The organism is Burkholderia sp. PAMC 26561 (assembly GCF_001557535.2).
In the GTDB taxonomy this organism is placed as follows: Bacteria; Pseudomonadota; Gammaproteobacteria; order Burkholderiales; family Burkholderiaceae; genus Caballeronia.
This window is the reverse complement of sequence record NZ_CP014309.1, coordinates 400940-421783: the sequence shown is the minus strand read 5'-3', so window position 1 is coordinate 421783 and position 20844 is coordinate 400940. Positions and strand designations below refer to the sequence as shown.

Annotated in this window: 14 protein-coding genes; 9 read left to right on the top strand and 5 right to left on the bottom strand. The window is 55.1% G+C overall.

Annotation, left to right across the window (positions count from 1 at the left end):
• Positions 1 to 132 precede the first annotated feature (132 nt).
• A complete protein-coding gene (locus AXG89_RS28715; RefSeq protein ID WP_062173498.1) occupies positions 133 to 891 on the top strand; it encodes a response regulator transcription factor in 759 nt (252 codons plus the stop codon).
• A gap of 275 nt (positions 892 to 1166) precedes the next feature.
• Here the strand turns inward: AXG89_RS28715 and AXG89_RS28710 are convergent, their stop codons facing one another.
• The 3 genes from AXG89_RS28710 to AXG89_RS28695 form a co-directional block, all read right to left on the bottom strand.
• The gene (locus AXG89_RS28710) at positions 1167 to 4055 is read right to left on the bottom strand and encodes an ATP-binding protein (RefSeq protein WP_062173499.1); all 2889 of its coding nucleotides are present in this window, start codon (positions 4053 to 4055) and stop codon (positions 1167 to 1169) included.
• A gap of 1774 nt (positions 4056 to 5829) precedes the next feature.
• On the bottom strand, positions 5830 to 6810 hold the full coding sequence (locus tag AXG89_RS28700; RefSeq protein WP_062173503.1) for an MBL fold metallo-hydrolase: 981 nt from the start codon (positions 6808 to 6810) through the stop codon (positions 5830 to 5832).
• A gap of 64 nt (positions 6811 to 6874) precedes the next feature.
• Entirely contained in the window at positions 6875 to 7588 is a 714-nt protein-coding gene (locus AXG89_RS28695; protein WP_069638438.1) for a hypothetical protein, read from the bottom strand.
• A gap of 758 nt (positions 7589 to 8346) precedes the next feature.
• Here AXG89_RS28695 and AXG89_RS28690 point away from each other — a divergent pair.
• The 3 genes from AXG89_RS28690 (at position 8347) to AXG89_RS28680 (ending at position 11069) form a co-directional block, all read left to right on the top strand.
• On the top strand, positions 8347 to 8832 hold the full coding sequence (locus AXG89_RS28690; RefSeq protein WP_082771606.1) for a MarR family winged helix-turn-helix transcriptional regulator: 486 nt from the start codon (positions 8347 to 8349) through the stop codon (positions 8830 to 8832).
• A 9-nt stretch (positions 8833 to 8841) separates the two neighbouring features.
• On the top strand, positions 8842 to 10431 hold the full coding sequence (locus tag AXG89_RS28685; protein ID WP_062173510.1) for an MFS transporter: 1590 nt from the start codon (positions 8842 to 8844) through the stop codon (positions 10429 to 10431).
• A gap of 98 nt (positions 10432 to 10529) precedes the next feature.
• Complete coding sequence (locus AXG89_RS28680; RefSeq protein WP_062173512.1) at positions 10530 to 11069, top strand: TetR/AcrR family transcriptional regulator; 540 nt, start codon at positions 10530 to 10532, stop codon at positions 11067 to 11069.
• 443 nt (positions 11070 to 11512) lie between these two features.
• Here AXG89_RS28680 and AXG89_RS28675 read toward each other — a convergent pair whose 3' ends face one another.
• Positions 11513 to 11959 carry a MarR family winged helix-turn-helix transcriptional regulator gene (locus tag AXG89_RS28675; RefSeq protein WP_062173514.1) on the bottom strand — a complete coding sequence of 149 codons (447 nt, stop codon included), beginning with the start codon at positions 11957 to 11959 and terminating at the stop codon, positions 11513 to 11515.
• Between the two features lie 457 nt (positions 11960 to 12416).
• On the bottom strand, positions 12417 to 12995 hold the full coding sequence (locus AXG89_RS28670; protein ID WP_062173516.1) for a TetR/AcrR family transcriptional regulator: 579 nt from the start codon (positions 12993 to 12995) through the stop codon (positions 12417 to 12419).
• Positions 12996 to 13357: 362 nt separating this feature from the next.
• Between AXG89_RS28670 and AXG89_RS28665 the strand changes: the two genes are divergently transcribed.
• From AXG89_RS28665 to AXG89_RS28645, 5 genes are all read left to right on the top strand, one after another.
• Positions 13358 to 13900, top strand: coding sequence for an EF-hand domain-containing protein (locus tag AXG89_RS28665; RefSeq protein ID WP_062173518.1), 543 nt, complete (start codon positions 13358 to 13360; stop codon positions 13898 to 13900).
• A gap of 289 nt (positions 13901 to 14189) precedes the next feature.
• Positions 14190 to 15686 (top strand): efflux transporter outer membrane subunit, encoded by a 1497-nt coding sequence (locus tag AXG89_RS28660; RefSeq protein WP_062173520.1) that lies wholly within the window; start codon positions 14190 to 14192, stop codon positions 15684 to 15686.
• A 499-nt stretch (positions 15687 to 16185) separates the two neighbouring features.
• On the top strand, positions 16186 to 18216 hold the full coding sequence (locus AXG89_RS28655) for an FUSC family protein (protein WP_062173522.1): 2031 nt from the start codon (positions 16186 to 16188) through the stop codon (positions 18214 to 18216).
• A complete protein-coding gene (locus AXG89_RS28650) occupies positions 18213 to 18431 on the top strand; it encodes a DUF1656 domain-containing protein (RefSeq protein WP_062173524.1) in 219 nt (72 codons plus the stop codon). The genes AXG89_RS28655 and AXG89_RS28650 overlap by 4 nt, the downstream gene beginning before the upstream one ends.
• The gene (locus tag AXG89_RS28645) at positions 18428 to 19351 is read left to right on the top strand and encodes an HlyD family efflux transporter periplasmic adaptor subunit (RefSeq protein WP_062173526.1); all 924 of its coding nucleotides are present in this window, start codon (positions 18428 to 18430) and stop codon (positions 19349 to 19351) included. Before AXG89_RS28650 ends, AXG89_RS28645 begins: the two co-directional genes overlap by 4 nt.
• The last annotated feature ends 1493 nt before the right edge of the window (positions 19352 to 20844 follow it).

Genomic DNA, 20844 nt, shown 5'->3' with positions numbered 1-20844 from the left:
GCACGCTCAGATAGATCCAAACAGTGCTGAAGTCGCGTGCTTTTGACAAATGTCTTGAGAATATTCGCTCCAGCATATCTGCAACTCAACCTGATGACAGGCACTAGCTTGCTTCGCACGAGGAGAAGGTAAATGGTCGCACCACATTTCAATTCCGCGCGCGCGGAGATTTCAGTAGCGACCTTTACCACTTCGTCGATTCGCGACTTGACCGCGTCCAGCCCAAACAGCCATGCTGGCGAATCTGAACCCAGTACAGTGATTGCCCTGTTGAATGAAGATAAAAAAACCAGAGAAGCAATCGAAGATGCATTACAGGCGAGCGGATACAGCATGACGGAGTTCAACTCTGTCAGCGAGTTTTTTGCAGCGGCGAAATGCGGAGCCGCGTGTTGCCTGATACTGGATTCCTCATTTCTAAGTGCATGCGCTAACGGAGAGCAGAAACGGCTCGTTTCTCTATCTGTCGATCTTCCTGTGATCCATCTCATGAGTACCGCCGACGTCCGCACCGCAGTCAAGGTGATGAAGTCGGGTGCTGCAAACCTCTTGCTAAAGCCGGTCGATTTTGACGCGCTAATCTCAGCAGTAAATCGAGCGGTCCATGTGAATCGGCCGACGAACGGGGTCGTATCCGTGCTCGGTGCTTTGCGGCGACGCCACGCTACATTGACTCCCCGCGAGCATCAGGTAATGGTGATGCTGACGAACGGCAAGAGAAACAAACAGATTGCTGATGCTCTTGGGATCAGCATCATCACGGTTAAGGTACATCGCAGCAGAATCATGCGAAAGATGTGTGTCGCCTCCTTCGCAGATCTAGTCTGCGCCAGCATCCACCTCAATGCCGGCGAACTCAAAAGCACCGGCATTGTTGATGACCGGCCGTAAGAGCCTCTTGTTAAATCCTGGATCGCAGCTGGCTACCGCCTTTCTGACGACGACCGTCCTCGCGTGTCGCAATATTGTCGAGCGCGACAGAAGCGGCATGCAATGCATTCTGGATTGCTCGGGGAACGGGTTGCATTCCCCGCTTTCCAAAGGTAACTGTCGAGAATTGACGGCGAACGCATGGCTCCGATTCCTGGACTCAACGTGCCGGTCAGTATCTCAGTCGGGCTCGCTTGCTTGGGGGCCGAAGCGAGACGCAGGCCCTGAAACGCCGGTCAAGCACCGGGCAAGAGTCTCACCGGCAAGTCTGGACTACAGCAACGCATCGCAGCTTTCCGAGTCTCAGAAAGAAACCTGTCTGCGGCGATTAAGTCGATTGTATCGGACGCCTCGGTAAAGCGGCACCGAACGTGTTCGACGACGTCGTGTGCCTCCTTGTATCGTTGCTGATTCTGCCGCAATTTCCCCAGACTAAGCGCAGCGCGAAGTCCCCACGCCAGTAGACCACCATCTTCCGCCAACTCGTACGAAAGCGAAAACGCCTCTTCGGCCACCAGCTCTGACCCACCTCGGCCAGCGTGAATTTCCAGTTCACCCCGAAGCCGATGCAATTCGGGCAAGGAGCAGCCATCTTCGACGCGCTCAGCGTGGGCGATCGCTTCTGAGACAAACTTCTCTGCCACGCTCAACCTACCGTTCAACACCAACTGCCTGCACAACTCACTGAACAGTCCAGTAAGGCTTGCATTGAATTGCCATGCCGAGAACTTCGCGAACGCTGGAGCAATTAGTCGATCAAACGCTCCTGCATCACCTTCGGCGGAGGTGACAATACCCTCCCAAACATCTACGTGCGCATCCCACGACGCCATGCCGTGTACACGCGCAATGTTCGAAAGATCGTCAACCTGCCTGCGAAGCTCAGATGGTCCACCCATCAGTAATGTGAGCGGGCAAGAGCACATCAGGCGAGCAAACCAGCAACTCAAGGCATCACCGACTCTATCCGCGCGCTCGAGTGCTCGATGCATAGCTTCACTTGCGGCGCCCGGGAAGCCTTGCATCCAAAGTGTGTGCGCCAGAACGCATTCCGCTCCGACTTGGCCGTCCAGAAGGAAACCGAGAGTCGATGCATACGAGATCGACGAAGCATTTGCAAGATAGGACTCTACATGCTCCCGAGCCCGCTTCATATCTCCAACACAGAAGTATGCTGACCCGAGCATGCGATGACTGGTAATTACATCATCCCGCACATCGCAAGTCCGGCAAGTCTCCTCGAATTGTCTTGCGTACTGTAGTGAGAGACCGAATGGTCCGCGTAGGTAGGTGCACGCCCATAATCCGGAAAGAACTTTAAGATTAAAGGCCGTATCTCCCACTTTTGTCGCCAGTTCCGAAGCAGTTTCAAAATGCGCGCGCGCGTTCTCGGCAGCACACGCGAATACAAATACCCCTCCGAGGGCGAGATGCAACTTCATTTTTCGCTGGACATCCGCGATGCGATTCGCGTTCATCTGCGCCATAGCGTTCTCAACGTTCAACTGACACTCTGCAACATGCCCAATTTTCATCCAGTACGGGACAGCAGCCGTGGCGATCGCAATTCCAAGCGCCACGTCCCCCTGGTCCGAAAAGCTCCAACGCAGTGCGAAACGTAGGTCGTCAAGGTATTCACGAAAACGTGGCAGCAGCTGACCCGAGTCAGAGCGATCCCAATTTAACTCTTCGCGTTCAAATTCGGAGAGGAAGTGTTCCGCATGTCGGCGCGCCGTCAACGAAAGCCCGCCAGCATCTACGAGCCTCTCGGCTGCGTAACTGCGAGTCGTCTCAAGCATCCGGTAACTCATGACGGCGCCCGAAGTCTGAGCTGTCAGTAGTGACTTCGACACAAGATTCACGACTCCCTCGAGGACGGTGTTCGGGGACATTTCCTCGTCGGAAGCAATGGCTTGGGCGGTTTCGATTGAGAACGCGCCGGCGAATACGCTGAGTCTCGCAAATATCTGCTGTTCGGAATCTGTGAGAAGGTCGTAGCTCCAATCCAACGCGCCGCGTAGTGTTTGATGTCGTGCAGAGACCGCTCGGCTTCCCCGGTTGAACAATTCAAACCTATCTTCCAGTCGCTCAGCGACGCACTTTATACCCAGAACCTGCGCATGCGCGGCCGCGAGTTCGATCGCTAGCGGAAGACCGTCGAGACGCCGGCAGATTCGAGCTTTGTATCTAGCCGTTTCAATATCGTCATTCCCAACGAAGCCGGCAGCGCGTAGACGCTTATCGAGAAGCTGTACCGCGCTGTGCCTTGAGACATCTTGCACGGTGTCGCTATCCAGCAGGGGAACTACAAGCGCGGGTACTTGATAAATTCTTTCACCCTCCACGCGGAGGACCTCTCGCGATGTTGCAATAATGTGAAGTAATGGCGAGGCCCTAAGTACAGTCTCCACAGTTCTAGCTACGGCTTCAATGATGTGCTCACAGTTGTCGATCACCAGCAGAATTTTCTTGTCACTCAGGACGGAAGCCACCCGGTCCTCAAGTATTTGACTGTCCGCAGGCGGAAATCCAAGGGCAGTTGCGACGCACATTGCAACATGGTCGCCCGACGAAAGGTTGGCAAGTTCCGCCAGACAAACCCGGTCGGGAAACGAGCTTGCAAGGCACCTTGCTGTTTCGATTGCAAGGCGCGTTTTCCCGATCCCACCCGTGCCGAGCAATGTGACGAGGCGGTCCGACTCCACCATTTGCGTAAGAGTCGCTATGGCCGCTTCCCTCCCAACGAGCGGGGATAGCCTGGCCGGTAGGCCGGTTTCGCGGCCTGAAGACCGATTTTCTGCTTCACCGACGATATCAGCAACGAACTGGTAACCCCTGCCTGCGATGGTACGGATCGCAACACGCTCCGTGCCAAGCACTTTGCGCAGGGACGACACATGGGATTCGAGAGTGTTTGCCTCAACAACGCGCTGTGGCCAGACAGTCGCCATCAGTTCGCCCTTGCTTACAATCGTTCCACGTGCTTTCGCAAGTGTAAGCAGAATCTCGAACGACCGGTCACCAACGGCAATAACTTCGCCGCAATACCTGATCTGGCGCTGTGCGACCGAAATTTCGCACCGCCCGAAAGAAAACCGTTCGAATATGACTGCACAACGATCCATTTTGAGATACTTTCCTGGCTTATTGAGTTAGGTCCGGAAGGGCCTATGCCCGCGACGATGCTGTAATCAGCGACAGTGACCCTGATCCACCCTACGTGGCGGCGGCCGAAGCCATTTCAGTTTTTGGCATCTGGCGACGATGCGTTCGAGCCTCGCAATGCCCCGGCGCCACCAAATAGGCAGGGGAAACCGATCCCGCGGCGCCGTTGATCTGGCGAGAACAACTGGCCGTCACCTGACATCAACCATCTTCCGCAACTCACATACGCAAGCATGCCACCTTCAGCGGCACTTCTAGCGAACCTTGCATCACCCCTTGTGCATTAAGATGCCCGATCCGTCCCTGCCAGGCGGGCGCGTCCCGCAGTACTTTCGCGTGTGAAAACGATTCGCGAATATTTTTGACGACTCGTTAGCGCACCCCTGCCCTCTAAGCTTAGTCGATAATGCGTTTATATACACCTATTAGTCAAGATGGATAAAAAAATTTTGACAAATAGGCGTATATGCGCTTATTTACAAATCAATTGCGCTGTTGAATTAGAGCCGTTATAAATCAGGCGATAAAAGAAGGCAACTGTGCGGGCCGCTCGCATCAATTGCGCAGGACACTTATTAGCTTGACGGGCCGCGCATTGCGCCGACCTCCCCTGCCACGAGTGGCTTGTGCAGAGACGGGAGCACCGCCGCGAGGCGGACTTTTCAAATATCGAGAACCTTGGCCAACCTGCCTCGGCGACCTACCGCTTCGCGACCGTGATTACTTCGCGTCGAAATCGTTGGGCACGGCATTGCGCCGTGCCCCTTCTCGCATAAAGGTTGTGTGTCACTAAACGCCATAATTTTTCGCGTCAACGAGCGCCTCGCGTGGTCGCCCGCGTCAGTCCGCATCCAACCCGAGACGTGAACGAACCACCTCAGATTTGAAGCAGGCATTTTCGCCATGATCTTAATAGCTGATCGCCATGAGGTTGCGCTTAAGCCTTGCGCATATCGTTTATGACGCCCATCAAAGACCCGTTGTCCGAGTCATATCGAAGACCGTAAATGTCGGCATGCTTTGGCGTGCCCAAGTGTTCGCGAATCAGCTTGACATCATGTGCAAGTGCGGCTTCAAGTCGGTTATGCAGACACTGTCGCTATCGTAGAGATTGCCAATGTAGACCCCATGCTTATGCTTGTGAGCACCAATAATGCCATCGGCGGTGTAGCTTGTCCCTCTGCAGTTTGTGTGATGCACGACGACGACATTCTGAATCCCGAAGAGATGCTGCGCGACGAGTTTCCCAATACTGCGGGAAAATTTATGTAAGGACTCAAATCGGATGCTGTGCCACGCTGCGATAAGTGCGTTCTGCCAAGCCGCGCACCGTTCGACGGTGGCCGGAATTTCCGTGCGCTTCCCCTCGCGTTGAGAGATCCGACCGGACGCCGGTCGTCATCTGCATAAGCGTTTGCGTACGAGTCATTAGCCATGCCTAAAACTATAGCAGACGGGTAAATTGCCTCGATTCGAAGCGGCACCCCGTCAGGCCAGGAGAAATGACGCCCGGGAGTCTTATATCGCAAGGCACGAATTTCCTGCCTAGTGCCCTTTGGTTTTCGGCATGTGCACCGCGCGCGTGCGCCCTGATCTGTCTAATTGGAAGCGCAGTTTAATCGCACATGCGTTGCGTCAGCATGGCACTCAAGACAACCAGTGAATGAGGGTAGATCTGGCAAACACTAAATACTTAGCGCTCACCTATGCGCTGCGCCAAGCCCTGGGCTCCGCTCAAAAAACATACATCTTTCCGACAGCGCAAGGCATCACAGCGCTTTCACCATACTCCCTCACCATTGCGTTGACGGCACGCCAACCGGTGCAGTGCGCGGGAACGAAGACATCAACATTAAACGCACCCATATCGCGAACAGTTTCCGAAATGATGGCTTCGTTCGGGCCTGAAAGATGTAGGCCGCCTATCACCGCGTGTATTTTGACGTTTGGGAAAACTTCAGTTGCTTGACGCAAGACGTTCACGATTCCAGCATGAGAGCAGGCGCTAAACAGTATCAAACCCTTGTCGCGAACGTGACAAGCGAGAAACCGTTCATCAACCAGAAGTGGATCTGCGTCCCAAGTTTCACTCCCGGATGGTTGTCGCACATGCCCTGGAAAGCCAACCTCGAAGGCCGTGACCCGAGGGATTTCCCCGCTGATAAAGAATGTGTTATCGAGGCATAATTGTTCGACCGTAGTCACAATCGGGACAGCACCCAGCCTTGCCCATTCCTGCGGCAGCGGGACAGGAGCCATCGGCATCACACTGCCGTCGGGGCGACGTACCCCTCTCAGCTCGAACATTCCCGGATGCAGGTAGAGCGGAACTGGAGTACCGTCGTTTCCCTGCGATATGAGCTCCAGAGCACGTGGCAGCCCCCCCGCATGGTCCCAATGCCCATGCGACAAAACTATCGCTTCGACTGCACCGAAATCCACCCCCATCCGGATGCCATTGCGCTCAACGGCGTAATCCACCGGGCCGCCGTCAAACAATAGGGTCCTTTCTTTTTCACCGCTGTAGGCGGTTACAAGGAGAGACAGCCCATGATTTGCGCAGCAGAGTGCACCCCCACCAATCAGTCGCATTCCCCTGCTTTCCAGTAACGACCACTCCCGTGTCACGGAGTGTGGTGTTGACGAAAGACTGTCGGTGACATTGTCAACAAGGACTCTAATCTCGATGCGATCAACCATTTGAAGCTGGGACATGAAGATTTCTCCCAAAGCAAAGTTTGCCGCTACAGCGTTTTGCGAAAGCCGGCGCAGATGATGCCTAGAAGTACGAGACAGTGGCGATCTGCACCGAAAGCAGGACTTCGCCGTCTTTGTCATTTGGTAGATGGCTATGAACTTCGTGCACTGTGGGTAGCATGATGCCGTTGAACTCCCGATAGTCTGACGCATAGTCAACGCACGGTATCGCACCAAGCACGTCAATCGAATAGTCAAGGCGGCGAATCAAGCCGTCGTTACCAAAGTAAGCAATCTGGCTACGTGAATGCGCTGCGAAATCGGAAGGAAACTTGATCTTCAATCGGCGCCATGTCTCCCCCTTCTCTTTCCACTGCGATAATTCCTCGGAAACGAATCCTGGAGACGCATAATGGAATGGCAATGTCAGATATGTCCAAAGCAAGTATCCAAGAAAATACGCGACGTCGAGATCGTCCCATTTTTCGTCATCACCGCGCTTTGCGATCCCAGCGCGCGGGCTCTCGCGGTGATCAAGAAGGATATCTCCGATTGTTTCGATACTCACGTATTCCGGCTCGAATAAAGCGTGACAATCAGTTGCGGGAAACGGCTTGATAATCACGTGCTGGTCACGCGTCGCTGCAGCGATGGCCAAGTGGATCAAGTCGTCGGATCGCCGCTTCTTCGCCCACAGCGATCCGGTCGTCGACATGACAGCGTTTGTGTCAGTTAAATGCTGCCAGCGCGAAAGGCCTCCATGCGCGCTTAGCGCCAACTCTAGCAAGTCAATCATTATGATCTCTTATTCTACGGCGCTTTTGAACGCGACCGGACATGCAAAAGCCTTGCAGGATGACGTCCAATCAACGGAATCGAAGGCTGCAATAAATGCTGATGTTTCGTTAGCAAGCGTACGTGGTTGCCGCCAGAAGAAAGAGCTTGCTGGCGCTGAAGACTGCCGCCCGAACGCGCCAAGCTGCCGCAGCTCCTGTATGCATCACGATGCCCGCGCCATCCGGCTTTAAATCCCAAGGCATCATCGTGCGGGATCTTGGCAGGTGGTCCCTCAACTATATTCTTTGTAATCAACTTGACTTTACAAGGGTTGGATTCCAACTCAAGTTGTCTATAGGTATGGTCGCCTGTCGGTACACGCACGATGTGCGTGCAATTTTCCTACGAAAACCGCTATCTCGGCCTAGCAGCCGACAGAACTTGACCGCTGTTGGGTCGGGCTGCATGCTGCCCCGCTTGATTTGGCTATCACTTGTCCGCTTACCTTAGTAGTTGGTCAAGCGGAACCGGTCGATGTCGCAGAAAACCCTGCGAAAAGTCGATTCCAATGTCACGAAGCAACCGCTCGACCAGTCGCGAGTTGTGGTTCGCTCGATGCTGCCCCTTCAATATGCCGCGCAACCGAGCCCCAGTACCTTTGAGCTTGGAAGCTCCGATGGCGAGTACTTCGGAAACGGCAGCAGCGTTGACACGGTCGTGATACGTGTATATCCTCTCTTCGTAAATACGGGTATATCCCCTTAATTAGGTGCATTCATGTCAGCGGCTGTTGTTTTGATCGAACTCCACCGGTGCAACAACACCGCGCTCCGAAAGGCTTCTCGACGTCTGTCGCAGGCGTATGACGAATTTCTCGGACCGTCCGGGCTGCGCTCAACGCAGCTATCAGTTCTTGCAGAGATCGACCGAGGTGCCGGCACTGCGCCAACAATGGGAGAACTGGCGGACGCCCTTGCAATGGATCGATCAACCTTGGGAAAGAATCTTCGTCCGCTTGAGCGGGATGGGTTTATCACGTCGGCGGCGGATCGAGCGGATCGTCGAATCAAACGGATCGTACTGACTCCAGACGGACGCAGGAAGATCTCAGAAGCTCAGGTGATGTGGCAAGCAGCACAAGAACAATTTGAGAACAGATTTGGTGTCGAGGAAGCTGGAGCTCTTCGCATGGCGCTCCTTCGGGTCACGGCCGACAGCTCAACCGCGCACGGCACCCAACGCCGTAGGGCAACAGGAAAATAGGAGTTTGCTATGCCCCAAGGAAGCCAGGGAGACGCTAAGCGCGGGTACGAACCAGGAAAATTCCTGATTCTGCTGGTCGCGTCTGCTGTTTCGTCTCTCATCATGCTGGACTCAAATATTGTTGCCGTATCGCTGCCCGCCATCGCGCGGTCGCTCGGCGCAACGTTCACTGATATTGAATGGGTCGTCAGCGCGTATGTACTGACCTTCTCGGCGCTTCTGCTAGCGGCCGGCTCGTTCGCCGACCGGCATGGCCGGAAGCGGGCCACCTTGATTGGTCTGGCGATTTTCACCGTCGCGTCAGCCCTCTGCGGATTTGCAACCTCTTCGCTCATGTTGAACTTGGCGCGTGCGTTGCAGGGAGTGGGTGCCAGCCTACTGCTAACGGCTTCGATGGCCGTTATAAACAAGACATTTTCAGGCGCGGACAGAGCCCGAGCCTATGGCTTCTGGGGAGCATGCCTCGGTATCGCGATTACGAGCGGCCCGATTGCTGGAGGCGTCATCACCGACTTCTTCGGATGGCGATGGGCATTCTTGCTCAACCTGCCAGTCGGAATAGTCTTCCTCGTTGCAACCGCGAAGGTTTTCAAAGAGTCTCGCGATCACGAAGCGAAACGTCTTGATCTGGGCGGAATAGCTACGTTCAGCACCAGTTTGTTTCTATTAATTTGGGGGCTAATTGATGGTAACAGCCTTGGTTGGACTTCCTTCGCAATTGCTTGGCGACTCCTCGCGTCGGTTGTTCTATTTGTCGCGTTTGTTGCCATTGAAGTGCGGCAGGAACGGCCGATGATCGATTTCACGCTGTTCAAACAACCGACGTTCCTCGGAACGGCCTTCGCAATGCTGGGATATGCGGGCGCAGCGCAGGTAATGATCTTTTATCTGCCTTTAGCTCTGCAGAATTCGTATGGCTTTACGCCAGCGAAAGCAGGCTTGGCAATGCTTCCGTTTGCGCTGCCGATGTTCTTTACACCCCGGCTAGGCGCAAGTCTGTCAGCACGTTACTCAAGCCGGGCACTCCTGACTCTGGGTTTGGCCACAACCTTCGTTGGTGACCTGTCCCTCTTCCTGTTCAGCCGAATCGACGCGAGCTACGGTGTCTTTGCGTTGGGCATGGTCGCGCTCGGAGCTGGCGCAGGCCTGCTGAACAGCGAGACTTCGAAGGCAATGCAGGGCGCCGTGCCTCCGCAGCGCTCGGGGATGGCGTCTGGCTTGACATCGACAACGCGCTTCACCGGGCTTCTGCTTGCCGTTGCCGGCCTCGGAGCGGCACTCTCGTCGTCGGCTACCAGGCACTTTCTTACAGCGGCTTCGGCACTTGGCCTCGATCCGAAAAGTGCCGCCGAGGCCGCGCCTCGCATCGCGTCGGGTGACCTGGTGGGGGCATTCACCAACCTGCCTGATTCAATCCGTGTTCATCTCCTCTCAGCTGCGTCAACATCCTTCGCCGCAGGATTTGGTCTCGCATGCCTGGTAGCGGCTATCGTCGCTGCTGTTACCGGCATGCTGACATTTGTTCTGTTTCAAAGGCCTGCGAGGGCTAGTGCGCCGGATGCCCCAACAGCCGGTCATCTGGTTCAACCTATGGAGTGATGCGAATGGGTTCCGAAGACAGTGGAATAAGTTGAGGTTTTGACTTTCATCCGACTGCACGGGCTGAGCCTCAAAACGGCTGAAAGCGGAGCGAAGACATGCAGGGCGTGTTTTTGAATTTGGTAAAAGAGAAGAAGGAGCGACGTGCCAGGGTCCCGCCGCACTTTGCGCGTGGCGCGCTTCTGGAGGTTGCTGCAGAGCTTTTTTGTCGTTACGGCTTAAACGTTGTCACTATTGAACATCTGGCGCAAGCTTCGCGACTGAACAAGATGAGCGTGTACCGTCTGTTCGGTTCACGTGAAGCCTTTGTGCTCGATTGTGCGAGGTGGCTGCGAGCAAGGGAGGAGCAGCAATGGGTTGATGCACTCGAGCCGATGGATGACGACCCCGCTAAGAACATTCGCGAACTGTTCCGCGATCTCTCGCGCCGCATGCTTCGCGCCGGTTACGCGGGACGCGCATTAAGCATTATTTCCCGCTACTACGGGGACGCTGGCCATCCGGTGAGACAAAAATATGCTACTCACAGGGCGGTGTTTCGCTCATTGCTTTTGAAATTGTCAAACGACCTGCGATCTACCGAGCCAGGAACTCGCCGACACGCTGCTGCTCGTTTGGGAGGGAACAGCGCTCTATGATGGCGAGGGCGTTGAATCACAGTGCATCGCGGCGCGCTTACCCGAGATCGCCGCATGGATAATGCTATGGCACGCGAAAGAACTACGCCCGCAGATCTAATACAGGGGCGGCGCGCAGCAAACTGTCCCGCCATTCGGTCAAGGGATTGCAGTGGGCCCGACCGTAGCGCGTCGTACAGATAACGGAAATATCCGTCGTGAGCCCGCCCGGCAGGGCTGCCGCTTGCAAATTAATAGGAGCGCATCCAGTATCTCCAAGGACATACCTGCGTGAAGTCCATCTTCAAACCCGTCTGTGCGGAAAAGTAATCTTCAAAAGTATGTCCTGTGGCTACGTAGCAGCCGCCTTCGACCAGAACATCGGGATCGCCAGGGCCAATACGGGCTATGGAAAAGGTCGAAGAGCAAATAATTCGCGCCGACGGCCGAACGCACGGGAATACTTAGCCCGCTTTCTGGTTTTCTTCCGCAAGCTGGCGACCAACATTCACAAGCGTGACCATTTTGTCACGAAGCTCTTTTGCTTCACGCTTGCCAACCTTTTTTTCAAAGCGCCGCTGCACGTCCTCCCAGAGAGGCATGGCGCGCATGAACGTCTTGCGTCCACCCGGGGTGATACTTACGAGTCGCTCACGACGATCGGTGCCGATGTTTATGTCTACCAACTCATCGCGTTGTAGCGGTTTGAGATTCCTTCCAAGCGTCGTTCTGTCCATCACCATCAAATCAGCAAGTGTGCTTAATGGAAGCTCCCCGATCACAGCTAAACCTGACAAGATCGCAAATTGCGTCACACGTAGCCCGCTCGGCCGCAATGCATCGTCAAACGCAAGTGAAAGCGCCCGTGTCGCGCTACGTAGCGACGAACAGCTGCATTGCGGCAATTCCATCTGCACCTCTCAAGTAAAATCGTTTTCAAGGTGGAGTATACGCACATATTCATCTCAGATTCCAGATTGGGGCTATCGTGTTATTTTTGTGCAGACGCCACAATTTGGTGGCAATTCGCTGTCGGCGGCGCTGGCCAATCGCTTCGTTTGTCTCGCCGCCATCGTGCGCGGTGACGCCGACGCACCGTCGGGCAGCGAGCAGTTAGCGATCACTCCCCGCCAGACGGCGAACTTAGCATCTCGCTTCTAGAACATTGCATTTGTTTTGTCGGACGATTCAGGAACCGGCTTCAGCGTGTCCCAATGCTCGACGATTTTGCCAGCGAGTTAAATCGGAAAATGTCGACGCCAGCGGTCTCCTTACCCGCCCAAGCGAGGTAACGGTGGTGCACGTTCAAATACCTGCATATACGCGTTTACGCGAAATCCTTAACGGGTCGAACGGCAGAAACAAGCACTATTTTATCTTCGGCCGAGGTTCGAACAGTTCAACCAACTGGCGCGCGACCCCGTCGAGGATCTGCTTCGAAAGCTCTGGGTCTGACACCGCCCGGGAGAGGGCGATTGCACCGACGCACGCGCTAAAGGCGAGCATAGCCTGAGGACGTCTGTCGGAATGGTGTTCCTTGGCGATCGACTTTTCCAGGAGATCAAAGACGCGACGTACCTGGCCTGTATAGATTTCGCGAGTCTGCACCGTACCGCGGCTTACATCGTTGACCAGCGCCGCGATCGGACAGCATGCCGAGATATTGTCCCTGTGCCGTTCGGACACATAGCCGAGCATCGCCTGCTGCGGGTCGGTTGCAATAGCTGCCTTCCAAGGCCCAATATCTCTGAGCGCCTCAGACAATGCTTCGCAAATCATATCGTCTCGCGACCGGAAGTGTTTGTAGAAGCCGCCCACCGTAAGGCCCACATCGCTCATCACGTCGGCGACACTGACACCCTCCAACCCAAATTCGCGAAATCGCTTCGCCGCCGTTTCGACAATACGTTTGTGAGTAGCAATTTTGTCAGCCTGCGAGTGTCCCATTTTGCTCCATAAATTGATTGCTTCTATTCGGGATAGTGAGGCCGTATTGTAGTGGAATCGAGGACCTGCAAAAACTATCCTAGCGCGACGGGTTTGGCAGCGTCGTTCTCGCAGCTAGGGGCTGGCAAGCGCGCCCAAGCGCCTCTTGACGAGGTCAACGCCGTGCGTGGCTTGCTACGCGTCGGCACCGTTCCTGCACTGTGGCTTTCCGAGAGCCACTTTCGCGCAGACTGCGAAACTCGATAATCCGCAACGCAAACCCTAAAGTTATATGGAAACGATCCGTAATCCAGATTGGGTGCCTGCACGGCGTGCAGCAACCTCCTGCACTCCAAAGATCACTCATATTAAAAGGATCCGCCATGTCTATCTCCTCCTTGAACAGTCTGACGTCGGCTTATCAGGGGTACGCCAATTCTGCGCAAAATAAAACTTCCACTTCATCGGATTCTCCGGATACATCCACCCTTCAAGGGTTCATTTCCCAGCAGACGATAACGGCCACCAACACTACCACCGGAGCAGCCGAGAGTCAGACAATGCAATCGATGCCTTTGGCCGTGGCATGGGCTCCCCAGATGTTCTCGCAAGGAGACAAGAACAACGACGGTTCGCTGTCACCTGATCAGTTCCAGTCTCAGCTTGCACGAGTCGGCGTATCGGCTGACGCTGCGAAGCAACTCTTCCAAACCTTCGACACGTCTAAAGATGGGCAGGTATCGCTTAGCGAATTTGTTACGGGGGTTAGCAACAGCATTGCGAGTGGAAGCCACGTGTTCAACGACCTTATGGACTCGTACACTAGAGACTCGAACGGAAATCTGAACAAGGCCGCCATGGACAATTTCCTGAGTATAGGCCTGGACGCGGCTAATACTTTTTGGAAGAACTTGCCGCCCCGGTGAAGCGAATTTTGAGCCGGCAGACACGGCTGTAGTGCGCGGGGGTCTTAAGGTCGGTCTACCGAGCATCTTCCTTGGATATTCGCCGGTGGGACCGCCATCATGTGCGATCTTCACCGTTGTTGATTTCTTAATCGGCACGCTACGCCGGAGGTGGGAGATGTGGGAAGATGTGCCCCGCGCCGAACCGGCTCCTTCAGCAGTGTATGTGATTTAGCTACCGTGGTCATGCGCGAAGGCGCCCTTGGAAACGCATTTCGCGTTCGAGAAAGACTTCTTACGAGCACCATATATGAAGCGCTTGAGCATACTCCCTGATCTGTCATTGGTAGCACTGTTGCTGGTCGCATGCGGCTGCACCGTTGGACCGAACTATTCGCTACCAAAATCCGCCGTCCTCAACGCCCCTTTCGCCCACGCGTCGCTTCCAGATGTCGACGGACAGCATATCGCGCAAGAGCAGGTCCCCTCCGACTGGTGGCATCTATACGACGATCCGCTTCTTGAACAACTCGTCAGTGATGCACTGAATTCGAACACCGACTTGCGTGTCGCCGCCGCTAATCTTGCAAGATATCAAGAAGCACTTCGCGTCGCGGAGGCCCAAGGGGGATTTTCTGGTAGCGCGTCCGCAGCATTCGAGCGAGCGCAAGAGTCTGGCGAGCAGTACCTGATCTTCAGCAAGGTGCCGGTGGCAAACGAAGGAGATGTCGGCATCAAGATTTCCTATGAGTTCGATCTATTTGGCAAGCTGCGCCGTGGCGTAGAGGCCGCGAATGCCGACGGCGAAGCAACTCAGGCGGCTGAGGACCTCACGCGTATTACCGTCGTGGCCGACGTCGTACGCGCTTACATCGAAAATTGCTTGGCGGCGGAACAACTGGCCATCGCGGAGCAATCGCTTGCACTGCAGAGGCAGCGCGTCGACGTCTCGCGCCGACTGCGCAATGCCGGACGCGGCAATCGACCGGATGTGACGAACGGACAGACCCAGCTCCAGTCCCTGGCGGCGGAAATCCCCAGCTATACAGGTCGCCGCAAAATGGCGCAGTACCAACTCGCGATGTTGCTTGCGCGTGCTCCGTCGGATCTGCCGCCTGCTGTGCTCACGTGCAACGCGGTCCCCCAGATAAAGCAAGCACTGCCAGTAGGCGACGGAGCCACATTGCTTATGCGTCGCCCGGATGTACGTGAGGCAGAGCGGCAACTTGCGGCTTCGACGGCGCGGGTCGGCGTAGCCACCGGTGCGCTTTATCCGACCGTAATTTTCGGAGCGTCGGCTGGGACAACCGGTGTACTCGAAGACTTAGGGATGTTATCGACCAATCATTGGAGCTTCGGCCCTCTCATCAGTTGGACCTTCCCTACCAACGGTGCCCGCGGTCGCGTGCATGAGGCGGAAGATACGAGCACAGCGGCGCTCGCGCATTTTGACGGCGTCGTCTTAAATGCTTTACGCGAAACGGAGACGACTCTAGCCACCTACGTTGCCGACTATACCCGAGCCGAAGCTTTACGTGCCGCGCTTAAGTCAGCTACAGAGTCGGCCGACGAAACGCACCGGTCGTATGTCGGCGGCCGGCAGTCATTCATTTCCGACCTAGATGCGACTCGCACGCTAACCGGGACTCGCGCGCAGGTCGCAGCCTCCGAAGGACAGGTGGCGATCGATCAAGCGAACCTGTTCCTCGCGCTAGGCGGTGGGTGGGAGCGGGAGCGCGAGCGGGAATACAGCGTCGACTCAAGCGGGCCCGCGATCGTTCACCCCGAACAACGTGGACCTAATTGACGATTGCGTCTGACAGTCCCTGATACCGGCATCGAACCAATATCTAGTTATACGGACCACTGCCGGCCCGCATCGTGTTCAATACGGCTGGAGCGTAACTATATTGGTCGACGATGCGAGACTCAGTCGTGTTGCGCATCTGAGAAGGGCAACGCCCAGACGACTCAGCTAGCTGCAGGCTCGCTGGGTTTGCTTTCGTTGTAAGTGGGCTTTTCTAAAAAAGCTCGGTATTCAGCCTCACTCACTCATAACGCCATGATGATTGTATGAATGCCAAAAAATTATTGAAAGAGTTGCTCTAAAAAGACAACTTTTGATGTACCGGCACATCCATTTCCCGAGGATACTGGACTAGACCTAGTCGAATAATGGATTCTCGTCGCCGTCCAATAACGCCCCAACGCGGGAGCTGTACGAACGAACTACGCATCCTGTTGACAACACGACGAGTGCACATCGCTAAGGTTTTCAAAATTAGATGCATGTACACTGATAAACCATGAAAAATGCAGATCTCGGACCCACGCTATTCTCGCTGCGTAGTTTTGTAGCAGCAATTCTCGCGTATTGGATCGCGCTCGAGATCGGACTAGCGCGTCCTTTCTGGGCTATAACGACGGTATATCTTGTCTCTCAGCCATTCGCAGGCGCCGTCCTTTCTAAATCAGCGTACCGTCTTGCCGGAACGATCTTGGGAGGGGCCGCAGCGGTTGTGCTTGTTCCCAATTTCGTCAACCAACCGGTGGTATTAAGTCTAGCAATGGCAACTTGGCTAGGCGTGTGCATGTTTGCCTCCGCTCTGGACCGCACACCACGGGCTTACACTTTCCTTTTGGCTGGCTATACCACTAGTATCATCGGCTTCCCGAGTGTCAATGCCCCAGGGGTAATTTTCAACACCGCTATTTTGCGAGTGCAAGAGATCGTGATTGGCATCGTCGTGGCGGGGTTCGTCCACGCTTTCATTTTTCCCTCGACGGTAACGAGGCAGCTGAAGGTTCGCGTCCGCGAAATTAGAAACAACACGAAAGCGTGGACTATTAGGGCGCTATCCGGTGAACGGAGTCAAACCTTTCGGCGCGAGCGCCAACGTGTAGTACTTGACATCAACGAGCTTCAGCAGCTGTCGTACCATCTGCCATACGACATGGGTAGGTCTGTGCCTCGCGTCGACGTGATTCGCGCGCTGCAGCAACAGTTGTCTCTTATGGTTGGGGTAGTCCGTGCCGTCGAAGACAGAATCGACGTTCTGTTAAGAGATCAAAGTGGTCTTCCCGCCGGATTTGCGGGTCTACTTGAACGCGTGATCGAATGGCTATCCGATCGCGAAAACGCCTCGTTCGGCGCACAGGCAGGCGCGTTAATCGAACAAGCACGACGCCTGGAACCCAGCGTCGAGAACTCTTGGCAGTGGAGAGACATGGTCACTGTCAATCTGACTGTCAGATTGATTGAGCTAATAGAGGCACATCGCAACGCTTTCCTTTTGTCGAATTCGATTTATAACGTCAAATCTGACGATCAGGGAATAACCGCCGGGTTGATCGAAACCGCAGGTAGCCGGTCGTTCCACACTGACGTAGGAGCCGCGACAAGGTCGGCGGTAGGTGCCGCTATAACGGTTCTACTTGCATGCACTTTTTGGATCGCGACTGAATGGGTCGACGGCGCAGTGGCCGCACTCATCGCCGGCGTGACCTGTGCCCTCTTCGGACCCACGGATAACCCGACCGCGGCAGCGAAGAAATTTCTCATAGGATCAATAGCCGGGAGCTGCCTCGCGACAGCCTATGGGTATGTGGTGTTCCCACGTGTGACCGATTTTGTCATGCTCGCAGCCGTACTCGCACCGTCGCTTTTGTTTCTAGGAAGCGCGCTAGCACGCCCACCGATCTCATTGCTCGCTCTCGGCGCCTTGATCGGCCTAATCAATACGGTCGGATTGAATGCCACATACAGCCGCGACTTCCCCGGTTTCATCAATGGTGCAATTGCTCAAAATGTCGGCACTGCATTCGCAATTGTGACGCTTTCTATCTTTAGAACGTTTGGCGACCAAGAGGCTGTTCGGCGCCTACGCCAAGCTGGATTTCGTGACGTGATTGGGCGCACTGAAGGACGATTTAATGAACTTGCTCCATGGGTGAGCCGTATGCTTGATCGCATTAGCATGGTCGCCACGCGGTCTACTGCGCAGCCGGGAGAGCCAGATAGTTCAGTGGTCGACGCATTACAGGACTTGCGCATTGGTTTAGTCGCGGGCGAGCTGCGGATTTTGATGGATCAGTCCCCACTCAGTCGGCGGGCGACTATGGGAGAAGTATTAAAGGCAATAGCTGACTTCTATTCCGAGCGCGCTCGAGATATGGGCGCCCAGCCGAAACCCGAGCTGCTGGCAATGCTGGACAGCTTGGTTCACGACGTTGGTGGCGATCCGGACTTGGCGCGCCGGCGGGCCGCCGCCACGCTGATCACTAGCTTACGTTGTAATCTCTTCCCAAGCGCGACGATAGGCGAGGCGCAATTATGATCGGGGAGGTGTCTCTTGGCGGGGTGTACCTGCCCGTGCTTGTATTTCTAGGCATCATATCGCTTGTTGTTTTTGCGTTCTTGTCAGCGTTAATTTCAATTTTGAAGCTATACCGTTTTTTCGCCTATCGGCCCTTGGTGGATCTTGCTCTTCTTATAATCGTCATGGGCCTCGTCGTTGCATGCAGCTCAGGTTTGCAGGAGTTAAGTATATGAAGCGAATGCTTGCCGCCTTGTCCCGATGGCTATTCACTTTGGCGTTAGTGATCACTGCGGTGGTTGCAGCAGTCGCAATATGGCAACGCTACGAAACTCAACCATGGACGCGCGACGGACACGTTCGCGCCGACATAGTGCGCGTTGCGCCTGACGTGGGCGGTCTGGTAACCCTCGTAGCAATCCACGACAACGAGGAAGTCAAGATCGGTCAACTCTTGTTTGTGGTCGACCGACCGCGCTACAGCGATGCGCTCGCAGCCGATGACGCCGCAATTGAAAGCGCCCGGGCGACGTTGAACCAGGCACGACGAGAAGCAAAGCGGGATCTGGCGCTCGGGGACCTAGTGTCGGTAGAGACGCATGAGCAGAATACCGCTAGGGTTCAAACCGCTCTGGCCAGCGTCGATCAGGCTATCGCTTCCCGAAGCACAGCCGCGCTCAACGTATCTCGCACCGCAGTTCGGGCAAGCGTCAACGGGATCGTAACCAACCTGGACTTGCATCCCGGTGACTTCATCGGCTCAGGTACACAAGCGCTCGCCTTGATCGATAAAGACTCACTCCGCGTCGAAGGGTATTTTGAGGAGACAAAACTACGCCACATACACGTTGGCAGTGCGGCACGGGTTGAACTGATGGGTGACGATCGGGTGCTCGTCGGCCACGTTGAGAGTATTTCAGCGGGCATTGCCGACGACCAGCGCTCTCAGACAGCGAATTTGCTTCCCTCAGTTGCGCCTACATTCTCCTGGGTTCGCCTTGCTCAGCGTTTCCCCGTACGCGTCCGCATCGATCAGGTGCCTTCAGATCTCGCATTGATACCTGGACGGACGGCTACAGTCTCAGTAGACGCCAATCCCAGCGGTGCTCGCACAACGAACACGAATGGGAAAACCAAAGCACAAACCCGAGGCTGAGCGCAAAGCAGGCGCCGATACGGTCAGCCAGTTCAGCACGACTAACCAGCATCCCGTTCTGCCCAATCGGTACCTTCCGTCGCATCTTAGACTTGTGATATACCGGGAAAATCGTCGGCGGAGCAGCATGCCAATCGCCCACGCTGAGCAGACGCTCGTGGCGCATATTTTTAAGCCGACCTCAGGGCAGGTTAGCAACTTATTTTTTCTCTTGATTGCGACGCTGCGATTGTATGAGGGAGCTTCCAGTCACCGTAATCGAAAAAGTCGGGGGCGAGGCGGACAGTGACACCGCATTGCACGGGACATTGTGTCCGCCTGCCGAGGACTTCGAAGAGCGTACGACCAAAACGATGACCTAGCAGCTTTCGGCATCAACGATTACTAAGGCACTGAATCAAGTCGCCTTGCAAGCCGCCAAAAAAACCTATCGCACGTGACGGAGACGATTGTCAAGCGGTAGGAGGGTCAGCACCCTATCCCGAAGTTTTCTCATACTGCATCGTCCAAATTGCCTGATCTCCCGGCAAATAGGTGTTCCCGACCCACGGAGATCCACAGACGTGTAGATACGCGTAAGGGGTCCCTGGAAACATTATCCATGCGCCGGCGTCCCGTACATTGGTCGGCAGTCCACAGTGCGTCGAATCGAACGGCCAAAGTATCATCCAATGCGGGCCGATTGGGATCGCAGGACTTGTTTGGTCGAGTGCATTGGTGTTGCTATGCTGAGTCGCACCGCAAAGCATGTAGCAAAGGCCGGGGGTCGTATTGGACGGACGAGGTTTTCCCGCTATAACGTCGTTAAACCACTGCATACCGATACGATCTACGCACATCGGGGGATCGCCAACTCGGTTCTCATTGCCGGGAGTACAGACCCACTCGTTCGTTCCTTTACGTAGGACAGTTGTTAAGCTGCCTTGGCGGTCCATCTCGGCAATCGTGGCATCCTTAGTAATTTCATATGGGCCGGCCCTCATCGCACGAGCGATCTTGACGGCTTTGATTTCTGCATCTTGGTTATCAACAGCCGGACCAGTAGGAAGTGCGATGGCCGCGTTGCTATAACTCCCATGCACTTGATCCTGCGACCAGGCCCTTTCGCCAAGTGTCGCAAGTGCTGCTCCAAGCAAACCAACGCCTGCAATTAGCCTGCGACGACTCGTTAGTGTCTGCTGTTCCGTGCTTTCACTGGTGTCGGAAGGTTGTCCCGGTGTCATGCAAATCCTCAGTAAAATATTACTCGATGCGTTTATCGCGCAATCTAAGATTGATCTGGCAATACTGCAGGCCACCAGAAACAGCAGGTGGGTACGAAAGGCTTACGTCAGGCCGATTGCCCAGATTCATCCCGACGCCTATCCAGACGAATCTGGCACGTTGTCTCTTTATTGAGCTGAAAGCTCTTCGGTGGCGATGTGAACATTATCTGCAAGGCTCTGCGAGGTACCCGTACTATGGGCTGAATGTAATCTGATGTTAGTAGAAGG

What these genes read in the sequence shown, in the direction of transcription:
- AXG89_RS28715 (WP_062173498.1), top strand. Translation starts at nt 133, where the DNA reads ATGGTCGCACCACATTTCAATTCCGCGCGCGCGGAGATTTCAGTAGCG.
- AXG89_RS28710 (WP_062173499.1), bottom strand. Translation starts at nt 4,055, where the DNA reads ATGGATCGTTGTGCAGTCATATTCGAACGGTTTTCTTTCGGGCGGTGC.
- AXG89_RS28700 (WP_062173503.1), bottom strand. Translation starts at nt 6,810, where the DNA reads ATGTCCCAGCTTCAAATGGTTGATCGCATCGAGATTAGAGTCCTTGTT.
- AXG89_RS28695 (WP_069638438.1), bottom strand. Translation starts at nt 7,588, where the DNA reads ATGATTGACTTGCTAGAGTTGGCGCTAAGCGCGCATGGAGGCCTTTCG.
- AXG89_RS28690 (WP_082771606.1), top strand. Translation starts at nt 8,347, where the DNA reads ATGTCAGCGGCTGTTGTTTTGATCGAACTCCACCGGTGCAACAACACC.
- AXG89_RS28685 (WP_062173510.1), top strand. Translation starts at nt 8,842, where the DNA reads ATGCCCCAAGGAAGCCAGGGAGACGCTAAGCGCGGGTACGAACCAGGA.
- AXG89_RS28680 (WP_062173512.1), top strand. Translation starts at nt 10,530, where the DNA reads ATGCAGGGCGTGTTTTTGAATTTGGTAAAAGAGAAGAAGGAGCGACGT.
- AXG89_RS28675 (WP_062173514.1), bottom strand. Translation starts at nt 11,959, where the DNA reads ATGGAATTGCCGCAATGCAGCTGTTCGTCGCTACGTAGCGCGACACGG.
- AXG89_RS28670 (WP_062173516.1), bottom strand. Translation starts at nt 12,995, where the DNA reads ATGGGACACTCGCAGGCTGACAAAATTGCTACTCACAAACGTATTGTC.
- AXG89_RS28665 (WP_062173518.1), top strand. Translation starts at nt 13,358, where the DNA reads ATGTCTATCTCCTCCTTGAACAGTCTGACGTCGGCTTATCAGGGGTAC.
- AXG89_RS28660 (WP_062173520.1), top strand. Translation starts at nt 14,190, where the DNA reads ATGAAGCGCTTGAGCATACTCCCTGATCTGTCATTGGTAGCACTGTTG.
- AXG89_RS28655 (WP_062173522.1), top strand. Translation starts at nt 16,186, where the DNA reads ATGAAAAATGCAGATCTCGGACCCACGCTATTCTCGCTGCGTAGTTTT.
- AXG89_RS28650 (WP_062173524.1), top strand. Translation starts at nt 18,213, where the DNA reads ATGATCGGGGAGGTGTCTCTTGGCGGGGTGTACCTGCCCGTGCTTGTA.
- AXG89_RS28645 (WP_062173526.1), top strand. Translation starts at nt 18,428, where the DNA reads ATGAAGCGAATGCTTGCCGCCTTGTCCCGATGGCTATTCACTTTGGCG.